The organism is Streptomyces sp. NPDC048142 (assembly GCF_043202835.1).
Classification (GTDB): Bacteria; Actinomycetota; Actinomycetes; order Streptomycetales; family Streptomycetaceae; genus Streptomyces.
On record NZ_JBIDBC010000014.1, the window covers coordinates 14,114 to 32,212 of the forward strand.

The following is an 18,099-nucleotide window of genomic DNA, read 5'->3' on the forward strand; positions in this document are numbered from 1 at the left end:
CAAAGCAGGTGTCCCGCTCCGACGTGCTCGGAGCGGGACACCTGAAGATGAACGACCGGTTACGGATTCATCAGCTCGCCGACGACTCGCCCTCCACGGAAGGCGCGGAAGCCGTTACGGACGGCGACGACTGCTCGGCGGCGACGGTCTTCTTCGTCGTCTTCTTCGCGGTCGTCTTCGCCGTCGTCTTCTTGGCGGCGGTCTTCTTCGCGACGGTCTTCTTGGCCGCCGCCTTCTTCGCCGGGGCCTTCTTGGCGGCGGCCTTGCGGGCCGTCTTCTTCGCCACCGGCGCCTCCTCCGACTCGCCGGTCGCCGCGGCCTCAGCGGCCTCGGCTGCCGAGGCCTTCGCCTCGGCCGCCGGCTCGACGACGACGACCGCCGCCTCCTCGGCGCCGGTGGGCGAGCCCGCCGGGGCGGTGACCTTGCGGGTCACCCGGCGCCGGGCACGCGGCGGGGCGGCCACGGGGGCCTCGGCCTCGGGGGCCTTCTCCGCCGGTGCCTCGGGGGCCGGTGCCTCGGGGGCCGGTGCCTCGGGGGCCGGTGCCTCGGGGGCCGGTGCCTCGGGGGCCGGTGCCTCGGCGGCGGGCGCCTCGACGACCGGGTCCTCGACCGCGACCGGGTCCGTGGTGGGCTCGGCCGGCCGGACCGGCACCGCGGCCTCGGCCTGCTTCGGCGAACCCGCCGGGGCGGTCGCCTTGCGGGTGGCCCGTCGGCGCGTACGCCCCTGGGGCGCGGCCTCGACCGGAGCCTCGGGGGCCTCCGGGGCTTCGGCGACCGGAGCCTCGGCGGGGGTGTCGAGGACCGGCTCGGGCCGGGCCTCGGCGACGGGGGCCGGGGCGGGCGCCTCGGCCTTCGGGGCGCCGGCCGGGGCCGACGCCCTACGGGAGGCCCGACGACGGCCGCGGCCACGCGTGGCGGCCGCCTCGGCCTCGGCGGGGCTGCTGTAGAACTCCTCGTCGGCGGTGACCTCGGGTTCCACGGCCACCGGGGCGGCGACCTCCGCGGCCAGCTCGGCCTCGGTCTCGGCGGGCTCGGCCGCGTGCTCGTCGTGGTCGTGGTCCTGCTCGTGACCGGGCTCGTGGCCCGCGCCGCCGCGGCCGCGCTTCTTGGACTTCTTGCCACCACCGCCACCGCCGACGGAGGTCGGCTGCTCCATGTGGACGATGACCCCGCGCCCGTTGCAGTGGACGCAGGTCTCGGAGAAGGACTCCAGCAGCCCCTGGCCCACCCGCTTGCGGGTCATCTGGACCAGGCCCAGGGAGGTGACCTCGGCGACCTGGTGCTTGGTGCGGTCGCGGCCCAGGCACTCCAGGAGCCGCCGCAGCACCAGGTCCCGGTTGGACTCCAGCACCATGTCGATGAAGTCGACGACGACGATGCCGCCGAGGTCGCGCAGCCGCAGCTGGCGCACGATCTCCTCGGCCGCCTCCAGGTTGTTCCTGGTGACGGTCTCCTCCAGGTTGCCGCCCTGGCCGGTGAACTTGCCGGTGTTGACGTCGACGACGATCATCGCCTCGGTCTTGTCGATCACCAGCGAACCGCCGCTGGGCAGGTAGACCTTGCGGTCCAGCGCCTTCATCAGCTGCTCGTCGATGCGGTACGTCGCGAAGACGTCGACCTCGGAGGTCCAGCGCGACAGCCGCTCGGTGAGGTCGGGCGCGACGTGCGAGACGTAACCGTGGATGGTCTCCCACGCCTCGTCGCCGCTGACGATGACCTTGGAGAAGTCCTCGTTGAAGATGTCGCGGACGACCCGGACGGTCATGTCCGGCTCGCCGTAGAGCAGCGTCGGCGCGTTGGAGCCGCTGGTGCCCTTCGCCTTCTTCTGGATGTCCTCCCACTGCCCCTGGAGCCGCTCGACGTCACGGCGCAGCTCGTCCTCGCTCGCGCCCTCGGCGGCGGTGCGCACGATGACGCCCGCGTCCTCGGGAACGATCTTCTTGAGGATGGTCTTGAGGCGGGAGCGCTCGGTGTCGGGCAGCTTGCGGCTGATCCCGGTCATCGAGCCCTCGGGTACGTAGACGAGGTAGCGGCCGGGCAGCGAGACCTGGCTCGTCAGACGCGCACCCTTGTGGCCGATCGGGTCCTTGGTCACCTGGACCAGGACCGACTGGCCGGACTTGAGCGCGGTCTCGATGCGGCGCGGCCCGTGGGCCATGCCGAGCGCCTCGAAGTTGACCTCACCGGCGTACAGGACGGCGTTGCGGCCCTTGCCGATGTCGACGAACGCGGCCTCCATGGACGGCAGCACGTTCTGGACCTTGCCCAGGTAGACGTTGCCGACGTAGCTGGTGGCCTGCTCCTTGTTGACGTAGTGCTCGACGAGCACGTTGTCCTCGAGAACGCCGATCTGGGTGCGCTCGCCGCTCTGGCGGACGACCATCACCCGCTCGACGGCCTCACGGCGGGCGAGGAACTCCGCCTCGGTGATGATCGGGACCCGGCGGCGGCCCTGCTCGCGGCCCTCGCGGCGGCGCTGCTTCTTGGCCTCCATACGGGTCGAGCCCTTGATGGACTGGACCTCGTCGAAGCCGGTGCCCGGCTCGCGCTCCTCCTTCTTGCGGGGCTCGCGGACCTTGACGACCGTACGCTCCGGGTCGTCGGCGGTGCCGTGGTCGGCCTCGGCGGCGGCGTCACCGCTGCGGCGACGGCGACGGCGACGGCGACGGCTGCTGCTCGACCCGGAGGCGGAGGAGTCGTCGTCCTCGTCGCTCTCGTCCGTGTCCTGGGCCCGGCCCCGGTCCTGCCCGTCCTCGGAGCGGGTCTCCTCGGCGCGGTACGGCGCGGGCGCCTCGTCGGCGTTCTGCTCGTCGTCCGTGTCGTTGGCCTCGCCACGACGGCGACGGCGGCCGCCACGACGGCGACGGCGCGAGGGGCGGTCGCCGTACTCGTCGGTGTCCTCGCCCTCCTGCTCGTCCGCCTCGGCCTCGGGGGCCTCCTCGGCGGGCTCCTCGGCACTCTCGACGGGCTTGGCGGCCTGCTGCTCTGCCTCGGCGGCCTCGCCACGGCGGCGGCGACGGCGGCGCGAGCCGCCCTGCGGCGTGGCCTCGGCGGGCGCGGCGGCCTGCTCGACCTCGGCGGTCTGCTGCTCCTCGGCCTCCTCCACCTCGTCGTACGGCGAGGGGGAACCGACCGTGGCAGCGGCGGCGGCCGCGGTCTCGGGGGTCTGGAACATCGGCTCGGAGAAGACCGGGGCCTGGAAGACGGCGACGGCGGGGCGCGTCGCGCGCCGGCCCTTGCGGGACGGCTCCTCGGTCTTCGCGGTGAACTCGGGGCGGCCGGCGGCGGTGGCCCGGCGGCGCTGGCGGCCGCGCGGGGCGGCCTCCTCGACCTCCTCCACCTCGGCGGCGAGCTCCTCGGCGACGGCAGCGGGCAGGCTCTCGCCGGCCTCGACGGGCTCGGCGGCGTTCTCGGCGGGCTCGGCGGCGGCCCGCGGCGTACCGGCGGGCGCGGACGCCTTGCGGGACGCGCGGCGGCGGGCGCGCGGAGCGGGGGTCTCCTCCTCGGCCTCCACCTCGGCGGCGGGGGTCTCGGCTGCGGGCGCCGGCTCGGTCACCGGCTCGGCGACGGGCGCGGCGGCCTGGGGCGTACCGGCCGGGGCCGAAGCACGGCGGCGGGTGCGGCCGCGAGGGGCCTCTGCGGGCTCCGCCCCGGCGACGGGAGCGGCGGGCTCGGCGGCCTTGGCGGGCTCGGCCGCGACAGCGGGCTCGACCACGACGGCCTCCGCGGCGGCCGGGGCGCCCGCGGGGGCGGTGGCCTTGCGGGAGGCGCGACGGCGGCGGGGCGCGGGGGCCTCGGCGGGGATCTCCACGGCGACCACGGTCTCTTCCTCGGGGTCGACGGCCTCGGGGTCGAGGTCGGCGACGGGCTCGGCCGGCGTCTCGACGACCGGGGCGGGAGCCTCGGCGGCCTCCGGCGGACCGGCCGGGGCGGTCGCCTTGCGGACCGCGCGACGACGGGTGCGCGGCGCGGGCGCGGCGGGCGCCTCCTCGGCGGCAGGCGCGGCAACCGGCGCGGGGACCTCGGCGACCGGCGCGGGGGCCTCGGCGGCCGGGGTGCTCTCCACCGGCTCCGGGGCGCCGGCCGGCGCGGTGGCCTTGCGCACGGCGCGGCGGCGCGTACGGGCGGGCGCGGCGGTCTCGGTGACCGTCTCGCCGGGCGTGTCGTCCGCGGCCGGGGCGGCGGACCCGTCGGCAGGTATGGCCGGCGTGACGTCCTCGGCGGGGGCCGCGGCAGCACCGGGCGGGCCCGCCGGGCGGGAAGCGGCGCGGCGCCTGCGGCGCGGCGGCAGCTTGTCGCCGGGGGTGTTCTCTTCGTTGTTCCCGGTCGTGCCGGGTTCGTTCGGCTGAGGCATGCGGGCGGTTCTCCCGTCGTGCTCCCGGGCGCCGCGTCTGATTCCGGTCCGGCATGGTCCGCAGTGGTGCGATACCGCCGTCCGGGGCGCGGGCGCCGCACGGGAACTGATGTCTGGCTCGCCGGTTCCGTATGCGGTGTGCGTACGGCCTGGCGAAAGTCTTGTGGGTCAGTGCGCGGCCCGACCCAGGTGGCTCCCGAGTCGGAGGGCTGCGCTACAACGACCGCCTTACGCGGAACCTGCACCTTCCGGCGCCGTCGCGACGGCTGCCCCGGCGACCGCGGTAGGTGCGGTCGGGGCGGCCTCGCGGTCGGGCGCGAGCGGGTCGGTCACCGTGCCGGACTCCTCGTCGAAGAGCCCCTGCGCCAGCCTCGTCACCGCAGCGGGGACCGTTCCCCAAGCTCTCGGCTGCGCTCGAACAGGGGATACCCCATCCGCCAGGTCGGCCACAGCTCGGAGACCGGACAGGACGTCGTCGGGTCGCACGGCAGGTGTCACGTGCCGCACAACCAGGCGCAGTATCGCACAGGGCCGCTCGCCCGGCCTATCGGCCGGGGCGTCGACGACTCGCAGATCGGCGACGGCGGCGCGGGCGTCGAACGTCCGGATGCCGTTCTTGGCCTTGCGCTGGACCTCCACGGTCCCGGCGTCGTTGAAGGCGGCCACGGCCGCGCGGAGCTCGTCGGGGTCGACGCCGTCCAGGCGCATCTCCCAGACGGAGGCGGTGAGCCGGTCGGCGAGACCCGAGGTGCGGGCCTCCACCGCGTCGATGATGTCGAGGCCGTCCGGCAGCGACTCGTCGAGCAGGGCACGCAGGACGTCGGGGTCCCGCGCCTCGGTGAGGGCGATCTCCAGGAACTCCGCCTCGCTGCCCGTGCCGGTGGGTGCGGCATTGGCGTAGGAGACCTTGGGGTGGGGGGTGAAGCCCGCCGAATACGCCATGGGCACCTCGGAGCGGCGCAGTGCCCGCTCGAAGGCCCGCTGGAAGTCTCGGTGGCTGGTGAACCGGAGGCGGCCGCGCTTGGTGTAGCGCAGGCGGATGCGCTGCACTGCCGGTGCGGGCGGCGGGCCTTCGGGCTGTCGCTTGCCCAGTGGTTCTTCTCCTCGGTGCGGGGCGGGCGCGGTGGCGCGCCGCCCACGAAATGCGGTGGCCCCGGGGTGCCGCTCCGGACTCACTCCCGCTTGACGAATTTCTCGCCGGCCGGAGGGGTCTCGGACGCCTGCGCCGCGCTGGGGACAGTCGTTGTACTACCCAGAGTACGCGCAGGGACCCCCAGCGGTTCCCGGGACGGTGCGCCGTCCGTGCCACCGGCCAGCGCCCGCCAGGCGTCGCGGCGGGCCTGGCGCACGGTTTCCCGGGCGGTCGCGAGGGCCGCACGGGCGGTCCGGCCCGCCTCGGCGGCGGCGCGCCGGGCCGGGGCCCACACGGAGTCGCGCACGAAGTGGCCGACGGGGGTGCACACGGTGCGGTAGGCCCAGGAGACGGGTGCGCCGATCAGGTGCCACGCGAACCAGGCGATGGCCCGGCCGACGGCCCGGGAGATGTACCCGGCGATCCGCCAGGCGACCTCGAAAGCGGCGGCGATCTCCCGGCCGGCCGGGGCGAGGATCCGGCGGTACGTCCAGGAGGCGGGGGCGACGAGCAGCGTCATGACCAGCCGGAGGAGCACGGTGCCCAGCCCGCGTCCGGTGGCCGCGATCCCTCGCCAGACCTGGCCCAGGACCCAGGCCGTACCCCGCCAGGCGTGACCCAGGACCCAGGCCGTGCCCTGCCACAGTCTGCCCACGGTCCAGGCCGTGCCCTGCCACAGCTTGCCCAGGACCCAGGCCGTGCCGTGGTCGAGCGGGGTGAGGACCTTCCCGTACAGCCACACCATCGGCACGACCAGTCCGTAGCGCACCACCGGGACGAGCGCGTACCGCCACACAACCACCACCGGCAGGACGAGCAGCATGGCGACCAGCCAGAGGAGGCCGGTTCCCAGACCGCGTGCCGCGGGGACGAGCAGGGCGGTGCCGATCCACCGCAGGCCGTGGCCCAGCGGGGTGAGGACCGAGGTGTACAGCCACCTCAGCGGAATCAGCACCAGGACGCCGATCAGCGTTCCCAGCAGCCAGCCGATGGCGCCGAACAGCCATTCCAGGCTCCGCCCCAGCGCTCTGGCCAGTGCGGCGAGCGCCCGTGCGGCCGGGGGCAGCACGACCCGGTCGAAGGTGTGCCAGCCGGCGGCCAGGACGTCCCAGACCATCCGGACGGGCAGGACCACGACCAGCACCACGATGCGCACCACGACCCTGACCAGCCTGTTCGGGGCGGTCCCGGGCGCGTGGCGGTCCAGCTCCTGGTGCTCTTCGTCGTCCATGCCGTGAAGGACGCGAAGATCCGGTCCGCAGTTGCCGGAACCGGGCCTTCGCGTCACCGCGCCGTCGTCGAGGGGCGGGCTACTTGTTCACGACGCTGAGCGGCAGGAGCTTCTTGCCGGTCGGGCCGATCTGGATGTCCAGGTCGAGCTGCGGGCAGACGCCGCAGTCGAAGCAGGGGGTCCAGCGGCAGTCCTCGACCTCGGTCTCGTCGAGCGCGTCCTGCCAGTCCTCCCAGAGCCAGTCCTTGTCCAGGCCGGAGTCGAGGTGGTCCCAGGGCAGGACCTCCTCGTAGGTGCGCTCGCGGGTGGTGTACCAGTCGACGTCGACCCCGAACTCCGGCAGCGTCTTCCCGGCGCAGTTCATCCAGAGGTCGTAGCTGAAGTGCTCGCGCCAGCCGTCGAAGCGGCCGCCGGACTCGTAGACCGCGCGGATGACGGAGCCGACACGGCGGTCGCCGCGCGAGAGGAGGCCCTCGACGATGCCGGGCTTGCCGTCGTGGTAGCGGAAGCCGATGGAGCGGCCGTACTTCTTGTCGCCGCGGATCTTGTCGCGGAGCTTCTTCAGCCGGGCGTCGGTGTCCTCGGCGCTGAGCTGCGGGGCCCACTGGAAGGGGGTGTGCGGTTTGGGGACGAACCCGCCGATGGAGACGGTGCAGCGGATGTCGTTCTGGCCGGAGACCTCGCGGCCCTTGGCGATGACGTTGACCGCCATGTCGCCGATCTGGAGGACGTCCTCGTCGGTCTCGGTGGGCAGGCCGCACATGAAGTACAGCTTCACCTGACGCCAGCCGTTGCCGTACGCCGTGGAGACCGTGCGGATCAGGTCCTCCTCCGAGACCATCTTGTTGATGACCTTGCGCATCCGCTCGGAGCCGCCCTCGGGGGCGAAGGTGAGACCGGAGCGGCGGCCGTTGCGGGTCAGCTCGTTGGCCAGGTCCACGTTGAACGCGTCGACGCGGGTCGAGGGCAGCGAGAGGCCGACCTTGTCCTCGGTGTAGCGGTCGGCGAGGCCCTTGGCGATGTCGCCGATCTCGCTGTGGTCGGCGGAGGAGAGCGAGAGCAGGCCGACCTCCTCGAAGCCGGTCGCCTTGAGACCCTTCTCGACCATCTCGCCGATGCCGGTGATGCTTCGCTCCCGCACGGGGCGCGTGATCATGCCGGCCTGGCAGAAACGGCAGCCGCGGGTGCAGCCGCGGAAGATCTCCACCGACATCCGCTCGTGCACGGTCTCCGCGAGCGGGACGAGGGGCTGCTTGGGGTAGGGCCACTCGTCGAGGTCCATCACCGTGTGCTTGGAGACCCGCCACGGCACACCGGACCGGTTGGGCACGACACGGCCGATCCGGCCGTCGGGGAGGTACTCGACGTCGTAGAAGCGCGGGACGTAGACGCCGCCGGTCTTCGAGAGCCGGAAGAGCACCTCGTCGCGGCCGCCGGGGCGGCCCTCGGCCTTCCAGGCGCGGATGATCTCGGTGATCTCCAGGACGGCCTGTTCGCCGTCGCCGACGACCGCGCAGTCGATGAAGTCCGCGATCGGCTCGGGGTTGAACGCGGCGTGGCCGCCCGCGAGGACGATCGGGTGGTCCACGTCACGGTCCTTGGACTCCAGCGGGATGCCCGCGAGGTCCAGGGCGGTGAGCATGTTGGTGTAGCCCAGCTCGGTGGAGAAGCTCAGCCCGAAGACGTCGAACGCGCCGACGGGGCGGTGGCTGTCCACGGTGAACTGCGGCACGTCGTGCTCGCGCATCAGCGCTTCGAGGTCCGGCCAGACGCTGTACGTGCGTTCGGCGAGGACGCCTTCGCGCTCGTTGAGCACCTCGTAAAGGATCATGACGCCCTGGTTGGGGAGTCCGACCTCGTAGGCGTCGGGGTACATGAGGGTCCAGCGGACGTCGCAGCTGTCCCACTCCTTGACGGTGGAGTTCAGCTCACCGCCGACGTACTGGATGGGCTTCTGCACATGCGGGAGCAGAGCTTCGAGCTGTGGGAAGACCGATGCGGCAGACATCTCGCGAACCTTCGTAGCCGACAGGGGTGACCATCCAGCGTACCCCGGCGCTCAGTGCTTCAGATCCGCGCGCAGTCCGGGGGCGGCGGCGCGGGCCCAGACCTCGGGCAGTTCACGCTCCCGGGCCTCGGCGGCGGCCTCCTCCTGTCCGTACAGGAGTCCCCAGGTGAACGCGGTCTCCCCGGCCGCGTGCGACTGGATCGCGAGGGTGCGCAGGGCCTCGCGGGCGACGACGCTGTCCTGGTGGTCGCCGAGGAGGCTCTGCACGGCCTTCACGCGTTTGGCGAAGCGCTTGGCGGGTTTGCCGAGTGCGGGCCGGGCCGCCTCTCCCGCGTACCGGGCGCGCTTGGCGGCCTTGCGGGCCTCGTGCAGTGCCGCGTCGCGCTCCGGTCCGGGCGGCAGGCGAAGGGCGTGGCCGACGCGGGTGGCGAGGCGGCCGTAGTCCTTCAGCACCGCCCGGGGCAGGGCCTTCTCCGGTGCGCGGCCGGCGGCGGGCAGCAGGGGCGGGTCGGCGCTCAGCGCGTCGAGGGCGTCCAGGAGGTCCAGATACCGCTTCCCGTCGAGTACGTCGATGATCCTGCGGCGCGATCCGGTGCGGCGGGCGGCCGACCAGGCGCGGAGGCGGCCGCGCACCGGGCCGAGGGCCAGGGTGGCGGGCAGGGCCTCGACGCGGGCGCCGATGCGTTCGTCCAGGACTTCCTGGTCGCGGTCGAGGCCCAGTTCGGCGGCGAGCCACTTGAGCTCCGCGCCGAGCGGGTCGGTGACCTCGCGGTCGAGGAGCTTGCGGTGGGTCTTGAAGGTGCTGCGCAGCCGGCGGGTGGCGACGCGCATCCTGTGCACGGAGTCGGGCAGGTCGCGGCGGACGGCGGGGTCGAGGTCGACGATCGCCCGGATCTGTGCGCGTACGTAGGCCAGGACGTGGTCGCCCGAGGTGTACGGCGAGTCTTTCTCCCGTCCGTTCTCGTCGCGATTCGGTGTCGTCTCCGCCAGTGCCCTCGCGAGCTTCGACGAGGACTCCGAGGGGCGTACCCCGGCCTTGCGCAGCCGCTTCTCGACGGCGTCCAGGACGGCGGGGTCGCCGTCGTCGGCCAGCTCCACCTCGATCTCGGTCCAGGCGGCCGCGGTGCCGGTCCCCTCCCCCGCGAGCCGCTCGGCGCGCACCCGGTCGACGCTGACCTCGGCGAGGAGGGTGCCGTCGGCGGTGGTGAGGTGATGGAGGTCGCGGGCGGAGAGCAGCCGGACGACGGGGGTGATCTCCGCGTGGCGGACCCGGGAGCGGAGCAGGGCGGCCAGCGGGCGCGGCAGGGTGTCGGCGAGGGGTTCGTGGATCTCGTCCCGGATGCCGGTGGCGACGGGGAACTTCAGGTGCCAGCCCTCGTCGGCCCCGCCGGTCCTGCGGCGCAGGGTGAGGGCGTCGGCGGCGAGGCGGAGGTCGGCGGTGTCGTAGTAGACGGCGTCCAGCTCGGTCGGACCGCGGTGGACCATCCGGTCGACCCCGGCCGCCCGGGTCAGGTCGGGCAGCCGGGTGTCGTCGGTGGCCTCGTACTTCCGCTCGATCTCGCGCTTGGTGTCCGCCATATACGGACACCTACCCGCGACCGCCCGGGTTCAGGCGGAGAGCGGCCGTTGCACCCGGATCGACTGGAGCAGTCCGATCGCCACCCAGACGGCGAACATCGAGGATCCTCCGTAGGAGACGAAGGGCAGCGGCAGCCCGGCGACCGGCATGATGCCGAGCGTCATGCCGATGTTCTCGAAGGACTGGAAGGCGAACCAGGCGATGATCCCGGCGGCGACGACCGTGCCGTACAGCTCGGTGGTCTCGCGGGCGATCCGGCACGCGCGCCACAGGACGACGCCCAGGAGCAGGATGATCAGACCCGCTCCGAGGAAGCCCAGCTCCTCGCCGGCGACGGTGAAGACGAAGTCGGTCTGCTGCTCGGGCACGAACTGACCGGTGGTCTGGGTGCCTTCGAAGAGCCCGGTGCCGGTGAGTCCGCCGGAGCCGATCGCGATGCGGGCCTGGTTGGTGTTGTAGCCGACGCCCGCCGGGTCGAGCGCGGGGTTGGCGAAGGCGGCGAAGCGGGCGATCTGGTAGTCGTCGAGCAGGCCGAGCTGCCAGATGGCGACGGCTCCGGCCACGCCCGTGCCGAGCAGGCCGAAGACCCACCGGTTGGAGGCGCCGGAGGCCAGCAGGACGCCGAGGACGATGACGGCCATGACCATCACCGAGCCGAGGTCCGGCATCAGCATGACGACGGCCATGGGGATGGCCGCCAGACCCAGCGCCTTGGCGACGGCGCGGTGGTCGGGGTGGGCCTGGTCGCCCGCGTCGACGCGGGCCGCCAGCAGCATCGCCATCACCAGGATGATGGTGATCTTGGTGAACTCGGAGGGCTGGACCGAGAAGCCGACGGGGAGCTTGATCCACGCGTGGGCGCCGTTGACCGTGGTGCCGAGCGGGGTGAGGACCGCCAGGACCAGCAGCACCGAGATGCCGTAGAGCACCGGGACGGCCCCGCGCAGGGTGCGGTGGCCGAGCCAGATCGTGCCGATCATCAGGGTGAGGCCGATGCCCGTGTTGAGGGCGTGCCTCATGAGGAAGAAGTACGGGTCGCCCTGGGTGAGGTGGTCGCGGTTGCGGGTCGCGGACCACACGAGCAGCGAGCCGATGAACGAGAGCGCGAGCGCGGCCCCGAGCAGCGGCCAGTCCAGCCGCCGGACGAGGGAGTCGCGGGCGGTCAGCCTGGTCCAGGCGCCCTGGTCGGGGCCGTACCGGGAGACGGAGAATCCACCTGCCATCAGGGCTGCCTCCCCGTCGCCGCCGGCGATCCGGTGAGTCCCGGCTGGCCCGTGGGCTGCACGGGCAGTTGCTCTTCGGGCTCCACCGGCTGTCCTTCCGGCTCGACCGGGGTGGGGTCGTAGGGCTTGATCTCCGGGGCGAAGATCGAGCCGTCGGGCTGGATCTTCGGCAGCGCCTTCTGGGGCTCGGGCAGCAGCGCCCTCTTCAGGTCCTGGTTGCCTTCGGCGTCGAGGCCGTAGAGCGCGTCGTAGATCTTGCGGACGGCGGGCCCGGAGGCGCCGGAGCCGGTGCCGCCCTGGGAGATCGTCATGACGATGGTGTAGTCGTCGGTGTAGGTCGCGAACCACGAGGTGGTCTGCTTGCCGTACACCTGGGCGGTGCCGGTCTTGGCGCGCATCGGGATCTTGTCCTGCGGCCAGCCGCCGAACCGCCAGGCGGCGGTGCCGCCCTCGACCACCGAGCGCAGCCCCTTGTCGAGGTCCTTGACGGTCTGGGCGTCGACCGGCAGCTTGCCGCTGACCTTGGGCTTGATCTCCTTGACGGTCTTGCCGTCGGGGCTGATCACGGCCTTGCCGACGGTGGGCGCGTGGAGGGTGCCGCCGTTGCTGATGGCGGCGTAGGCGGTGGCCATCTGGATGGGGGTGACGAGCACGTCACCCTGGCCGATCGCGTAGTTGATGCTGTCGTAGGCCTTGAGCTGGTTGCCTTCGAGGCAGTTCTCGTAGGCGATCTGCTGGACGTAGGTGCCGCCCTTCTTGCCCTCCTTGCACCAGGCGTCCTTGTTCGCCTCCCAGAAGTTCTGCTTCCACTCGCGGTCGGGGATGCGTCCCTTGACCTCGTTGGGCAGGTCGATGCCGGTCTCGGAGCCGAGCCCGAAGTCGCGGGCGGTGCGGTAGAACCAGTCATTGGCGTTCTTCTTCGGCTTTATGCCGCCGTCACGTACCCATTCGTCGTGGCCGAGGCGGTAGAAGACGGTGTTGCAGGAGTACTTGAGCGCGTCGCCGAGGGTGATGGGGCCATGGCCCTTGGACTCGAAGTTCGCGAAGGTCTGGTTGCCGAGGCTGTAGGAGCTGCTGCACTGGTAGAGGTCGTTGAAGGCGTGGCCGCCGCGCACGGCGGCGCTCGCGGAGACCACCTTGAAGATCGAGCCGGCGGGCGCCTGGCCCTGGATGCCGCGGTTGAGCAGCGGGTAGTTGGACTTCTTGCTGGTGAGCTTGGCGTACTCCTTGCCGGAGATGCCGCCGACCCAGGCGTTGGGGTCGTAGTCGGGCTGGGAGGCCATCGACACGACGCGGCCCGTCTTCGACTCCATGACGACGACGGCGCCGGAGTCGGCCTCGTACTTCCGGCCGGTGATCTTGTCGGTCTCCTGGCGGACGGTCTTCATCGCCTGGGCGAGCTCGTACTCGGCCACCGCCTGGACGCGGGCGTCGATGCTGGTGACGAGGCTGGAGCCGGACACCGCCGGCTCGTTCTCCGCCTCGCCCATGACGCGGCCGAGGTTGTCGACCTCGTAGCGGGTGACGCCCGCCTTGCCGCGCAGCTCCTTGTCGTACGTGCGCTCAAGGCCGGAGCGGCCGACCTGGTCGGAGCGCAGATAGGGCGAAGGACCGTCCAGCGCCTGCTGGATCTCGTCGTCGGTGACGGGCGAGAGGTAGCCGAGGACCTGCGCGGTCCTCGCCTTGCCGGGTGCGGTGTAGCGGCGTACGGCGGTGGGTTCGGCGGTGATGCCGGGGAAGTCCTCGGCGCGCTCGCGGATCTGGAGGGCCTGCTGGGTGGTGGCCTCGTCGGTGACCGGGATCGGCTGGTAGGGCGATCCGTTCCAGCAGGGCTGGGGGGTCTTGGAGTCGCAGAGGCGGACCTTGTCCCGGACGTCCTGCGCCTTCATGTCCAGGACGTCGGCGAGGCGGGTGAGGACGCCGACGCCGTCGTCCTTCATCTTCAGCAGCTCGGTGCGGCTGGCGGAGACGACGAGGCGGGTCTCGTTGTCGGCGAGCGGTACGCCGCGGGCGTCGAGGATCGAGCCGCGCACGGCGGGCTGGACGACCTGCTGCACCCCGTTGCCCGCCGCTTCGGCGGTGTACTCGTCGCCGTTGCGGATCTGGAGGTACCACAGGCGCCCGCCGAGGGTGAGCAGCAGCGAGAAGACGAGGACCTGGATGACGATGAGCCGGATCTGGACCCGCTGGGTCCGCCCGGTCTCGGGAATGTTGCTCACGGAGTGCCCCCGGTGGTGGTCCGGCTGGGGGTACGGGGGTCGTCCCCCGGGAAATACAGCCTCACGCGGCGCCCCCGGCGTCCTCGGTCGCGTACGGCTTCACAGTCGCTTGACCCCCTTGATCTTGCCCGCGCGGGCGGCGCGGTTGCGGGCGGCCTTGACGCGCAGGCCGCTGCGCTGGTTGCCGATCCGCAGGCCGGTGCCCGAGGCGAGCCAGCCGGCGGCGACGTCGTTGCCGCCGGACGAGGCATCGGCGAGCGGGTCGTTCTCGGTGCGTCTGGCCAGCGCCATGATGAGCGGCACGGTGAAGGGCGCCAGCAGCAGGTCGTAGATCGCGGCCGTGAACAGCAGGCTGCCCAGGCCCACATGGCGGGCGGAGGTGTCGCCGACGAGCGCGCCGACGCCCGCGTACAGCAGGGTCGCCCCGATCGCGGCGGCGACGACCACGGCCATCGGGGCGAAGGCCGATTTCAGCTGCCCGTTCTCCGGCCGGGCCAGGCCCGCGAGGTAGCCGATCACGCAGAGCACCAGGGCGTAGCGCCCGGCGGCGTGGTCGGCGGGGGGTGCGAGGTCCGCGAGGAGGCCGGCGCCGAAGCCGATGAGGGAGCCGCTGACGGGCCCGTACACGAAGGCGAGTCCGAGGACGGTGAGGAGCAGCAGGTCGGGGACGGCGCCGGGGAGCTGGAGGCGGGCGAGGACGGAGACCTGGACGACGAGGGCGACGACGACCAGGGCGGTGGAGAGCAGAGTCCGGTTGATGCGCATGGGGATCAGCTCTACTCCTGGTCGTTGGCCGCGTTGTCGGGTTGGGCGTTGCCCTGCTGGCTGTTGGCCGCGTCACCGGCGGCGTCGCCGCCCGGTTTCTCGTTGATGTTGCCGACGACCTTGCCGGAGCCGTCGACGAGGTCGCCGTTGGGCTGGACGGTGACGGTGACCGTGGGGGTCGGTTTCGGCTTCGTCTTGACGGGCTTCTTGGGCAGGACGGTGTCGCGCGGGTCCTCGCGGGGGGCCTGGACGACGACGCCGACGATGTCGAGCTTGGTGAACCCGACGTACGGCTTCACGTAGACGGTCCGGGTCAGCGCGCCGCCGGAGGGGTCGACGCGGACGACCTCGCCGACCGGGACGCCGGGCACGAAGGGCTTGTCCTTGCTGGAACCGAAGGTGACCAGCCGGTCGCCGGCCTTCACCTTCGCCTTGCCGTTGAGGAACTGCACCGACAGCGGGCGCGAGCCCTGGCCGGTGGCGAAGCCGAGCTCGTCGGTCTTCTCCATCCGGGTGCCGACGGTGAAGTCGGGGTCGTTGGCGAGCAGGACCGTCGCGGTGCTGGGGCCGACGGTGGTGACCCGGCCGACCAGCCCCTCCCCGTTGAGGACGGTCATGTCGCGGCGGATCCCGTCGTTCGACCCGGCGTCGATGGTGACCGTCCAGGAGAAGCCCTGGGCCGCTCCTATGGCGATGACCTCGGCGCCCTTGATGCCGTACTGTCCGGCGCCCGCGTTCTTCAGCATGGCGTCGAGCTGACGGACCCGGCTGTTGTTGCGGTCGTCGCTGCCGAGCTTGGCCTTCAGCGCGGCGTTCTCGAGCTCCAGGGCGGAGATCCGGTCGTGCCGGTCGCCGGAGTCCCGTACCGCGCCTATGGCGTTGCCCACCGGGTCGACCGCTGCCGCGACGCCGTTCTCGACCGGCCCGAAGACGGTGGCCGCGGCCTGCCGCGCGCCGTCGACCGGTGACTCCTCGCCACCTCGGATATCCACCGTGATCAGGGCGAATGCGATGGCGATCAGCAGCACCAGGAGCAGCCGGCTCTCTCGTGTGTCCCTCACGTGCGGCGGCCGTGCCTTCCTCGTCGGAATGTTCGTGCCTGTGTGTTCGTGCCTGTGTGTACGTCGCTGTCCGTACATCAGCACCTGCGCGCCTCGGTACGGGTACAGCAACGATCTGTATCAACGATCCGGCGGGCGGAGCCGCAGCGTCCGCTCGCCGGATCGGCTGGTTCTCTCCGTCCTAGCGGCGGGGCTGGGCGTCCAGCACCTGCTGGAGCGCCTCGAACTCCTCGACGCACTTGCCGGAGCCGAGCGCCACCGAGTCCAGGGGATCCTCGGCGATGTGGATCGGCATGCCCGTCTCGTGGCGCAGCCGCTCGTCCAGTCCGCGCAGCAGCGCGCCGCCGCCGGTGAGGACGATGCCCCGGTCCATGACGTCGCCGGACAGCTCGGGCGGGCACTTGTCGAGCGTCGTCTTCACGGCGTCGACGATCGCGTTGACCGGTTCCTCGATGGCCTTGCGGACCTCGGCGGCCGAGATGACAACCGTCTTGGGCAGCCCGGAGACCAGGTCGCGACCGCGGATCTCGGTGTGCTCGTCCTTGTCCAGGTCGTACGCCGAACCGATGGTGATCTTGATCTGCTCGGCGGTCCGCTCACCGAGGAGGAGTGAGTACTCCTTCTTGATGTGCTGGATGATCGCGTTGTCCAGCTCGTCACCGGCGGTGCGGATCGACTGGGCAGTGACGATTCCGCCGAGCGAGATCACGGCGACCTCGGTGGTGCCGCCACCGATGTCGACGACCATGTTCCCGGTGGCCTCGTGGACCGGCAGGCCGGAGCCGATGGCCGCGGCCATGGGCTCCTCGATGATGTGCACCTGGCGCGCGCCGGCCTGGGTGGACGCCTCGATGACGGCGCGGCGCTCGACCCCGGTGATGCCGGAGGGCACACAGACGACGACGCGGGGGCGGGCCAGGTAGCGGCGCTTGTGGATCTTGAGGATGAAGTAGCGGAGCATCCGCTCGGTGATCTCGAAGTCGGCGATCACGCCGTCCTTCAGCGGCCGCACGGCAACGATGTTGCCCGGCGTGCGCCCGATCATCTTCTTGGCCTCGGAGCCGACCGCCAGAATTCCGCCGGTGTTGGTGTTGATGGCCACGACGGACGGCTCGTTCAGGACGATGCCGCGCCCCCTGACGTACACCAGCGTGTTGGCAGTCCCGAGGTCGATAGCCATGTCACGGCCGATGAACGACATTGAGTTCCCCTTGTTCCCCATGAGGATGCGTCGGGCCTTCCCAAGAAGCGAAGATGGCTTGTTCTGGTAGGCGAGGTTGGCGCTGCGGGCGTGGAAGCTTCCATCGTAGTGCCGTATGCACGGACACAGCGCGAGGGTTCTTCGCCATGGCGAGCGGAACGGGTGCCCGTTCTACCCATGGTGACGTTACGTCGGAGGGATGCGTTCCCGCGATCCCAAACCCTATGCCGAGGGGCGACCGAATTACTTCGGTCGCCCCAGGCGTACAGCGCTGTTTGGCCGATCGGGTCAGGAAAGTCCCGGGAAGAAAAGCTTCAGTTCTCGCTCCGCGGACTCCTCGGAGTCCGAGGCGTGGATGAGGTTCTCCCGGGTGATCGTGCCGAAGTCGCCACGGATGGACCCGGGCGCGGCGGCGATCGGGTCGGTGGGGCCGGCCAGGGCACGGACGCCCTCGATGACCCGCTCACCTTCGGCCACCAGGGCGACGACGGGACCGGATGCCATGAACTCCACGAGCGGCTCGTAGAACGGGCGGCCCTTGTGCTCGCCGTAGTGCTGCTCCAGGGTCTCCTGGTCCAGGGTGCGCAGCTCCAGCGCGGTGATCCGCCAGTCCGCCTTGCGCTCGATGCGGCCGACGATCTCGCCGATCAGGCCACGGCGGACCGCGTCGGGCTTGAGCAGGACGAGAGTGCGCTGAGTCATGTACGGCTCCTTGCAAGGCCAGGCATACGGGTGCGGTGAGGCGAGATTACAGGGGTACGGAGACGGGTCTGCGCCCGGGTTCACCCTGGGTCACCTTCGGGCCCGGGGTCTCCGGGAGCCGGGGCCCAGGGGCCGGGAGTCGGGGATCGGGGTCCCGGGGATCGGAGGCCAGGATCCCGGGGGTCGGGAGCCGGGGTCCCAGGGCCGGGGCCCAGGGGCCGGGATCCCCGGGGCCGGGTGAGCCGCTCCGGTGGGCTCCGGCCTCAGTCCGTGGCCTCGCCGGCTTCCTGCTGGGCGGCCCAGTTCGCCTTGGCCTCGTCGATCCTGCGGCCGTAGTGGATCGAGGCCCACCACAGGCCGCCGAAGGCCAGCCCCAGGATGAACATCGTCGGGACCACGAACCCGCTCAGGACCAGCGCGATCTGGAGCGCCCAGCCCAGCTGGACACCGCCGGGCCGGGTGATCATTCCGCAGAGCAGTACGGACAGGGCCATGCCGATGCCGCACACCGTCCAGACCACGGCCATGGAGGCGTCGTCCAGCTTCATCGCGACGAGACCGGCGAAGCCGATCACGAAGAACTCGCCGATCAGCGTCGAGGCGCAGAGCGTCCGCATCCTTCTT

At 72.0% G+C, this 18,099-nt stretch carries 12 protein-coding genes; all 12 read right to left on the reverse strand.

Annotated elements, in window-relative coordinates:
• Positions 1-70 precede the first annotated feature (70 nt).
• Complete coding sequence (locus ACGF2Y_RS19175; protein WP_392948688.1) at positions 71-4,354, reverse strand: Rne/Rng family ribonuclease; 4,284 nt, start codon at positions 4,352-4,354, stop codon at positions 71-73.
• 228 nt (positions 4,355-4,582) lie between these two features.
• Positions 4,583-5,404: a TIGR03936 family radical SAM-associated protein gene (locus ACGF2Y_RS19180; protein WP_392948691.1), complete on the reverse strand. Its 822-nt coding sequence runs from the start codon at positions 5,402-5,404 to the stop codon at positions 4,583-4,585.
• Positions 5,405-5,526: 122 nt separating this feature from the next.
• Positions 5,527-6,717, reverse strand: coding sequence for a hypothetical protein (locus tag ACGF2Y_RS19185; protein ID WP_392948693.1), 1,191 nt, complete (start codon positions 6,715-6,717; stop codon positions 5,527-5,529).
• Positions 6,718-6,796: 79 nt separating this feature from the next.
• Positions 6,797-8,725, reverse strand: a complete 1,929-nt coding sequence (locus tag ACGF2Y_RS19190; RefSeq protein ID WP_392948696.1) for a TIGR03960 family B12-binding radical SAM protein — start codon at positions 8,723-8,725, stop codon at positions 6,797-6,799.
• 51 nt (positions 8,726-8,776) lie between these two features.
• Positions 8,777-10,303 carry a CHAD domain-containing protein gene (locus ACGF2Y_RS19195; RefSeq protein ID WP_392948698.1) on the reverse strand — a complete coding sequence of 509 codons (1,527 nt, stop codon included), beginning with the start codon at positions 10,301-10,303 and terminating at the stop codon, positions 8,777-8,779.
• A gap of 30 nt (positions 10,304-10,333) precedes the next feature.
• On the reverse strand, positions 10,334-11,527 hold the full coding sequence (rodA, locus tag ACGF2Y_RS19200) for a rod shape-determining protein RodA (protein ID WP_392948700.1): 1,194 nt from the start codon (positions 11,525-11,527) through the stop codon (positions 10,334-10,336).
• Complete coding sequence (mrdA, locus tag ACGF2Y_RS19205) at positions 11,527-13,746, reverse strand: penicillin-binding protein 2 (RefSeq protein WP_392948703.1); 2,220 nt, start codon at positions 13,744-13,746, stop codon at positions 11,527-11,529. The genes rodA and mrdA overlap by 1 nt, the downstream gene beginning before the upstream one ends.
• A 99-nt stretch (positions 13,747-13,845) precedes the next feature.
• Positions 13,846-14,511, reverse strand: a complete 666-nt coding sequence (mreD, locus tag ACGF2Y_RS19210) for a rod shape-determining protein MreD (RefSeq protein WP_392948706.1) — start codon at positions 14,509-14,511, stop codon at positions 13,846-13,848.
• Positions 14,512-14,522: 11 nt separating this feature from the next.
• A complete protein-coding gene (gene mreC / locus ACGF2Y_RS19215) occupies positions 14,523-15,572 on the reverse strand; it encodes a rod shape-determining protein MreC (protein ID WP_392948709.1) in 1,050 nt (349 codons plus the stop codon).
• Between the two features lie 181 nt (positions 15,573-15,753).
• On the reverse strand, positions 15,754-16,773 hold the full coding sequence (locus ACGF2Y_RS19220; protein WP_006124407.1) for a rod shape-determining protein: 1,020 nt from the start codon (positions 16,771-16,773) through the stop codon (positions 15,754-15,756).
• Positions 16,774-17,061: 288 nt separating this feature from the next.
• Positions 17,062-17,475 (reverse strand): nucleoside-diphosphate kinase, encoded by a 414-nt coding sequence (gene ndk, locus ACGF2Y_RS19225; RefSeq protein ID WP_096631747.1) that lies wholly within the window; start codon positions 17,473-17,475, stop codon positions 17,062-17,064.
• Positions 17,476-17,738: 263 nt separating this feature from the next.
• Positions 17,739-18,092 carry a DUF4233 domain-containing protein gene (locus tag ACGF2Y_RS19230; RefSeq protein WP_392948711.1) on the reverse strand — a complete coding sequence of 118 codons (354 nt, stop codon included), beginning with the start codon at positions 18,090-18,092 and terminating at the stop codon, positions 17,739-17,741.
• Positions 18,093-18,099 lie beyond the last annotated feature (7 nt).

Excerpts from the sequence above, each read along its gene's own strand:
- ACGF2Y_RS19175 (WP_392948688.1), bottom strand. The coding sequence starts at position 4,354 with ATGCCTCAGCCGAACGAACCCGGCACGACCGGGAACAACGAAGAGAAC.
- ACGF2Y_RS19220 (WP_006124407.1), bottom strand. The coding sequence starts at position 16,773 with ATGTCGTTCATCGGCCGTGACATGGCTATCGACCTCGGGACTGCCAAC.
- ACGF2Y_RS19195 (WP_392948698.1), bottom strand. The coding sequence starts at position 10,303 with ATGGCGGACACCAAGCGCGAGATCGAGCGGAAGTACGAGGCCACCGAC.
- ACGF2Y_RS19190 (WP_392948696.1), bottom strand. The coding sequence starts at position 8,725 with ATGTCTGCCGCATCGGTCTTCCCACAGCTCGAAGCTCTGCTCCCGCAT.
- ACGF2Y_RS19185 (WP_392948693.1), bottom strand. The coding sequence starts at position 6,717 with ATGGACGACGAAGAGCACCAGGAGCTGGACCGCCACGCGCCCGGGACC.
- mreD (WP_392948706.1), bottom strand. The coding sequence starts at position 14,511 with ATGCGCATCAACCGGACTCTGCTCTCCACCGCCCTGGTCGTCGTCGCC.
- ndk (WP_096631747.1), bottom strand. The coding sequence starts at position 17,475 with ATGACTCAGCGCACTCTCGTCCTGCTCAAGCCCGACGCGGTCCGCCGT.
- rodA (WP_392948700.1), bottom strand. The coding sequence starts at position 11,527 with ATGGCAGGTGGATTCTCCGTCTCCCGGTACGGCCCCGACCAGGGCGCC.
- ACGF2Y_RS19230 (WP_392948711.1), bottom strand. The coding sequence starts at position 18,092 with ATGCGGACGCTCTGCGCCTCGACGCTGATCGGCGAGTTCTTCGTGATC.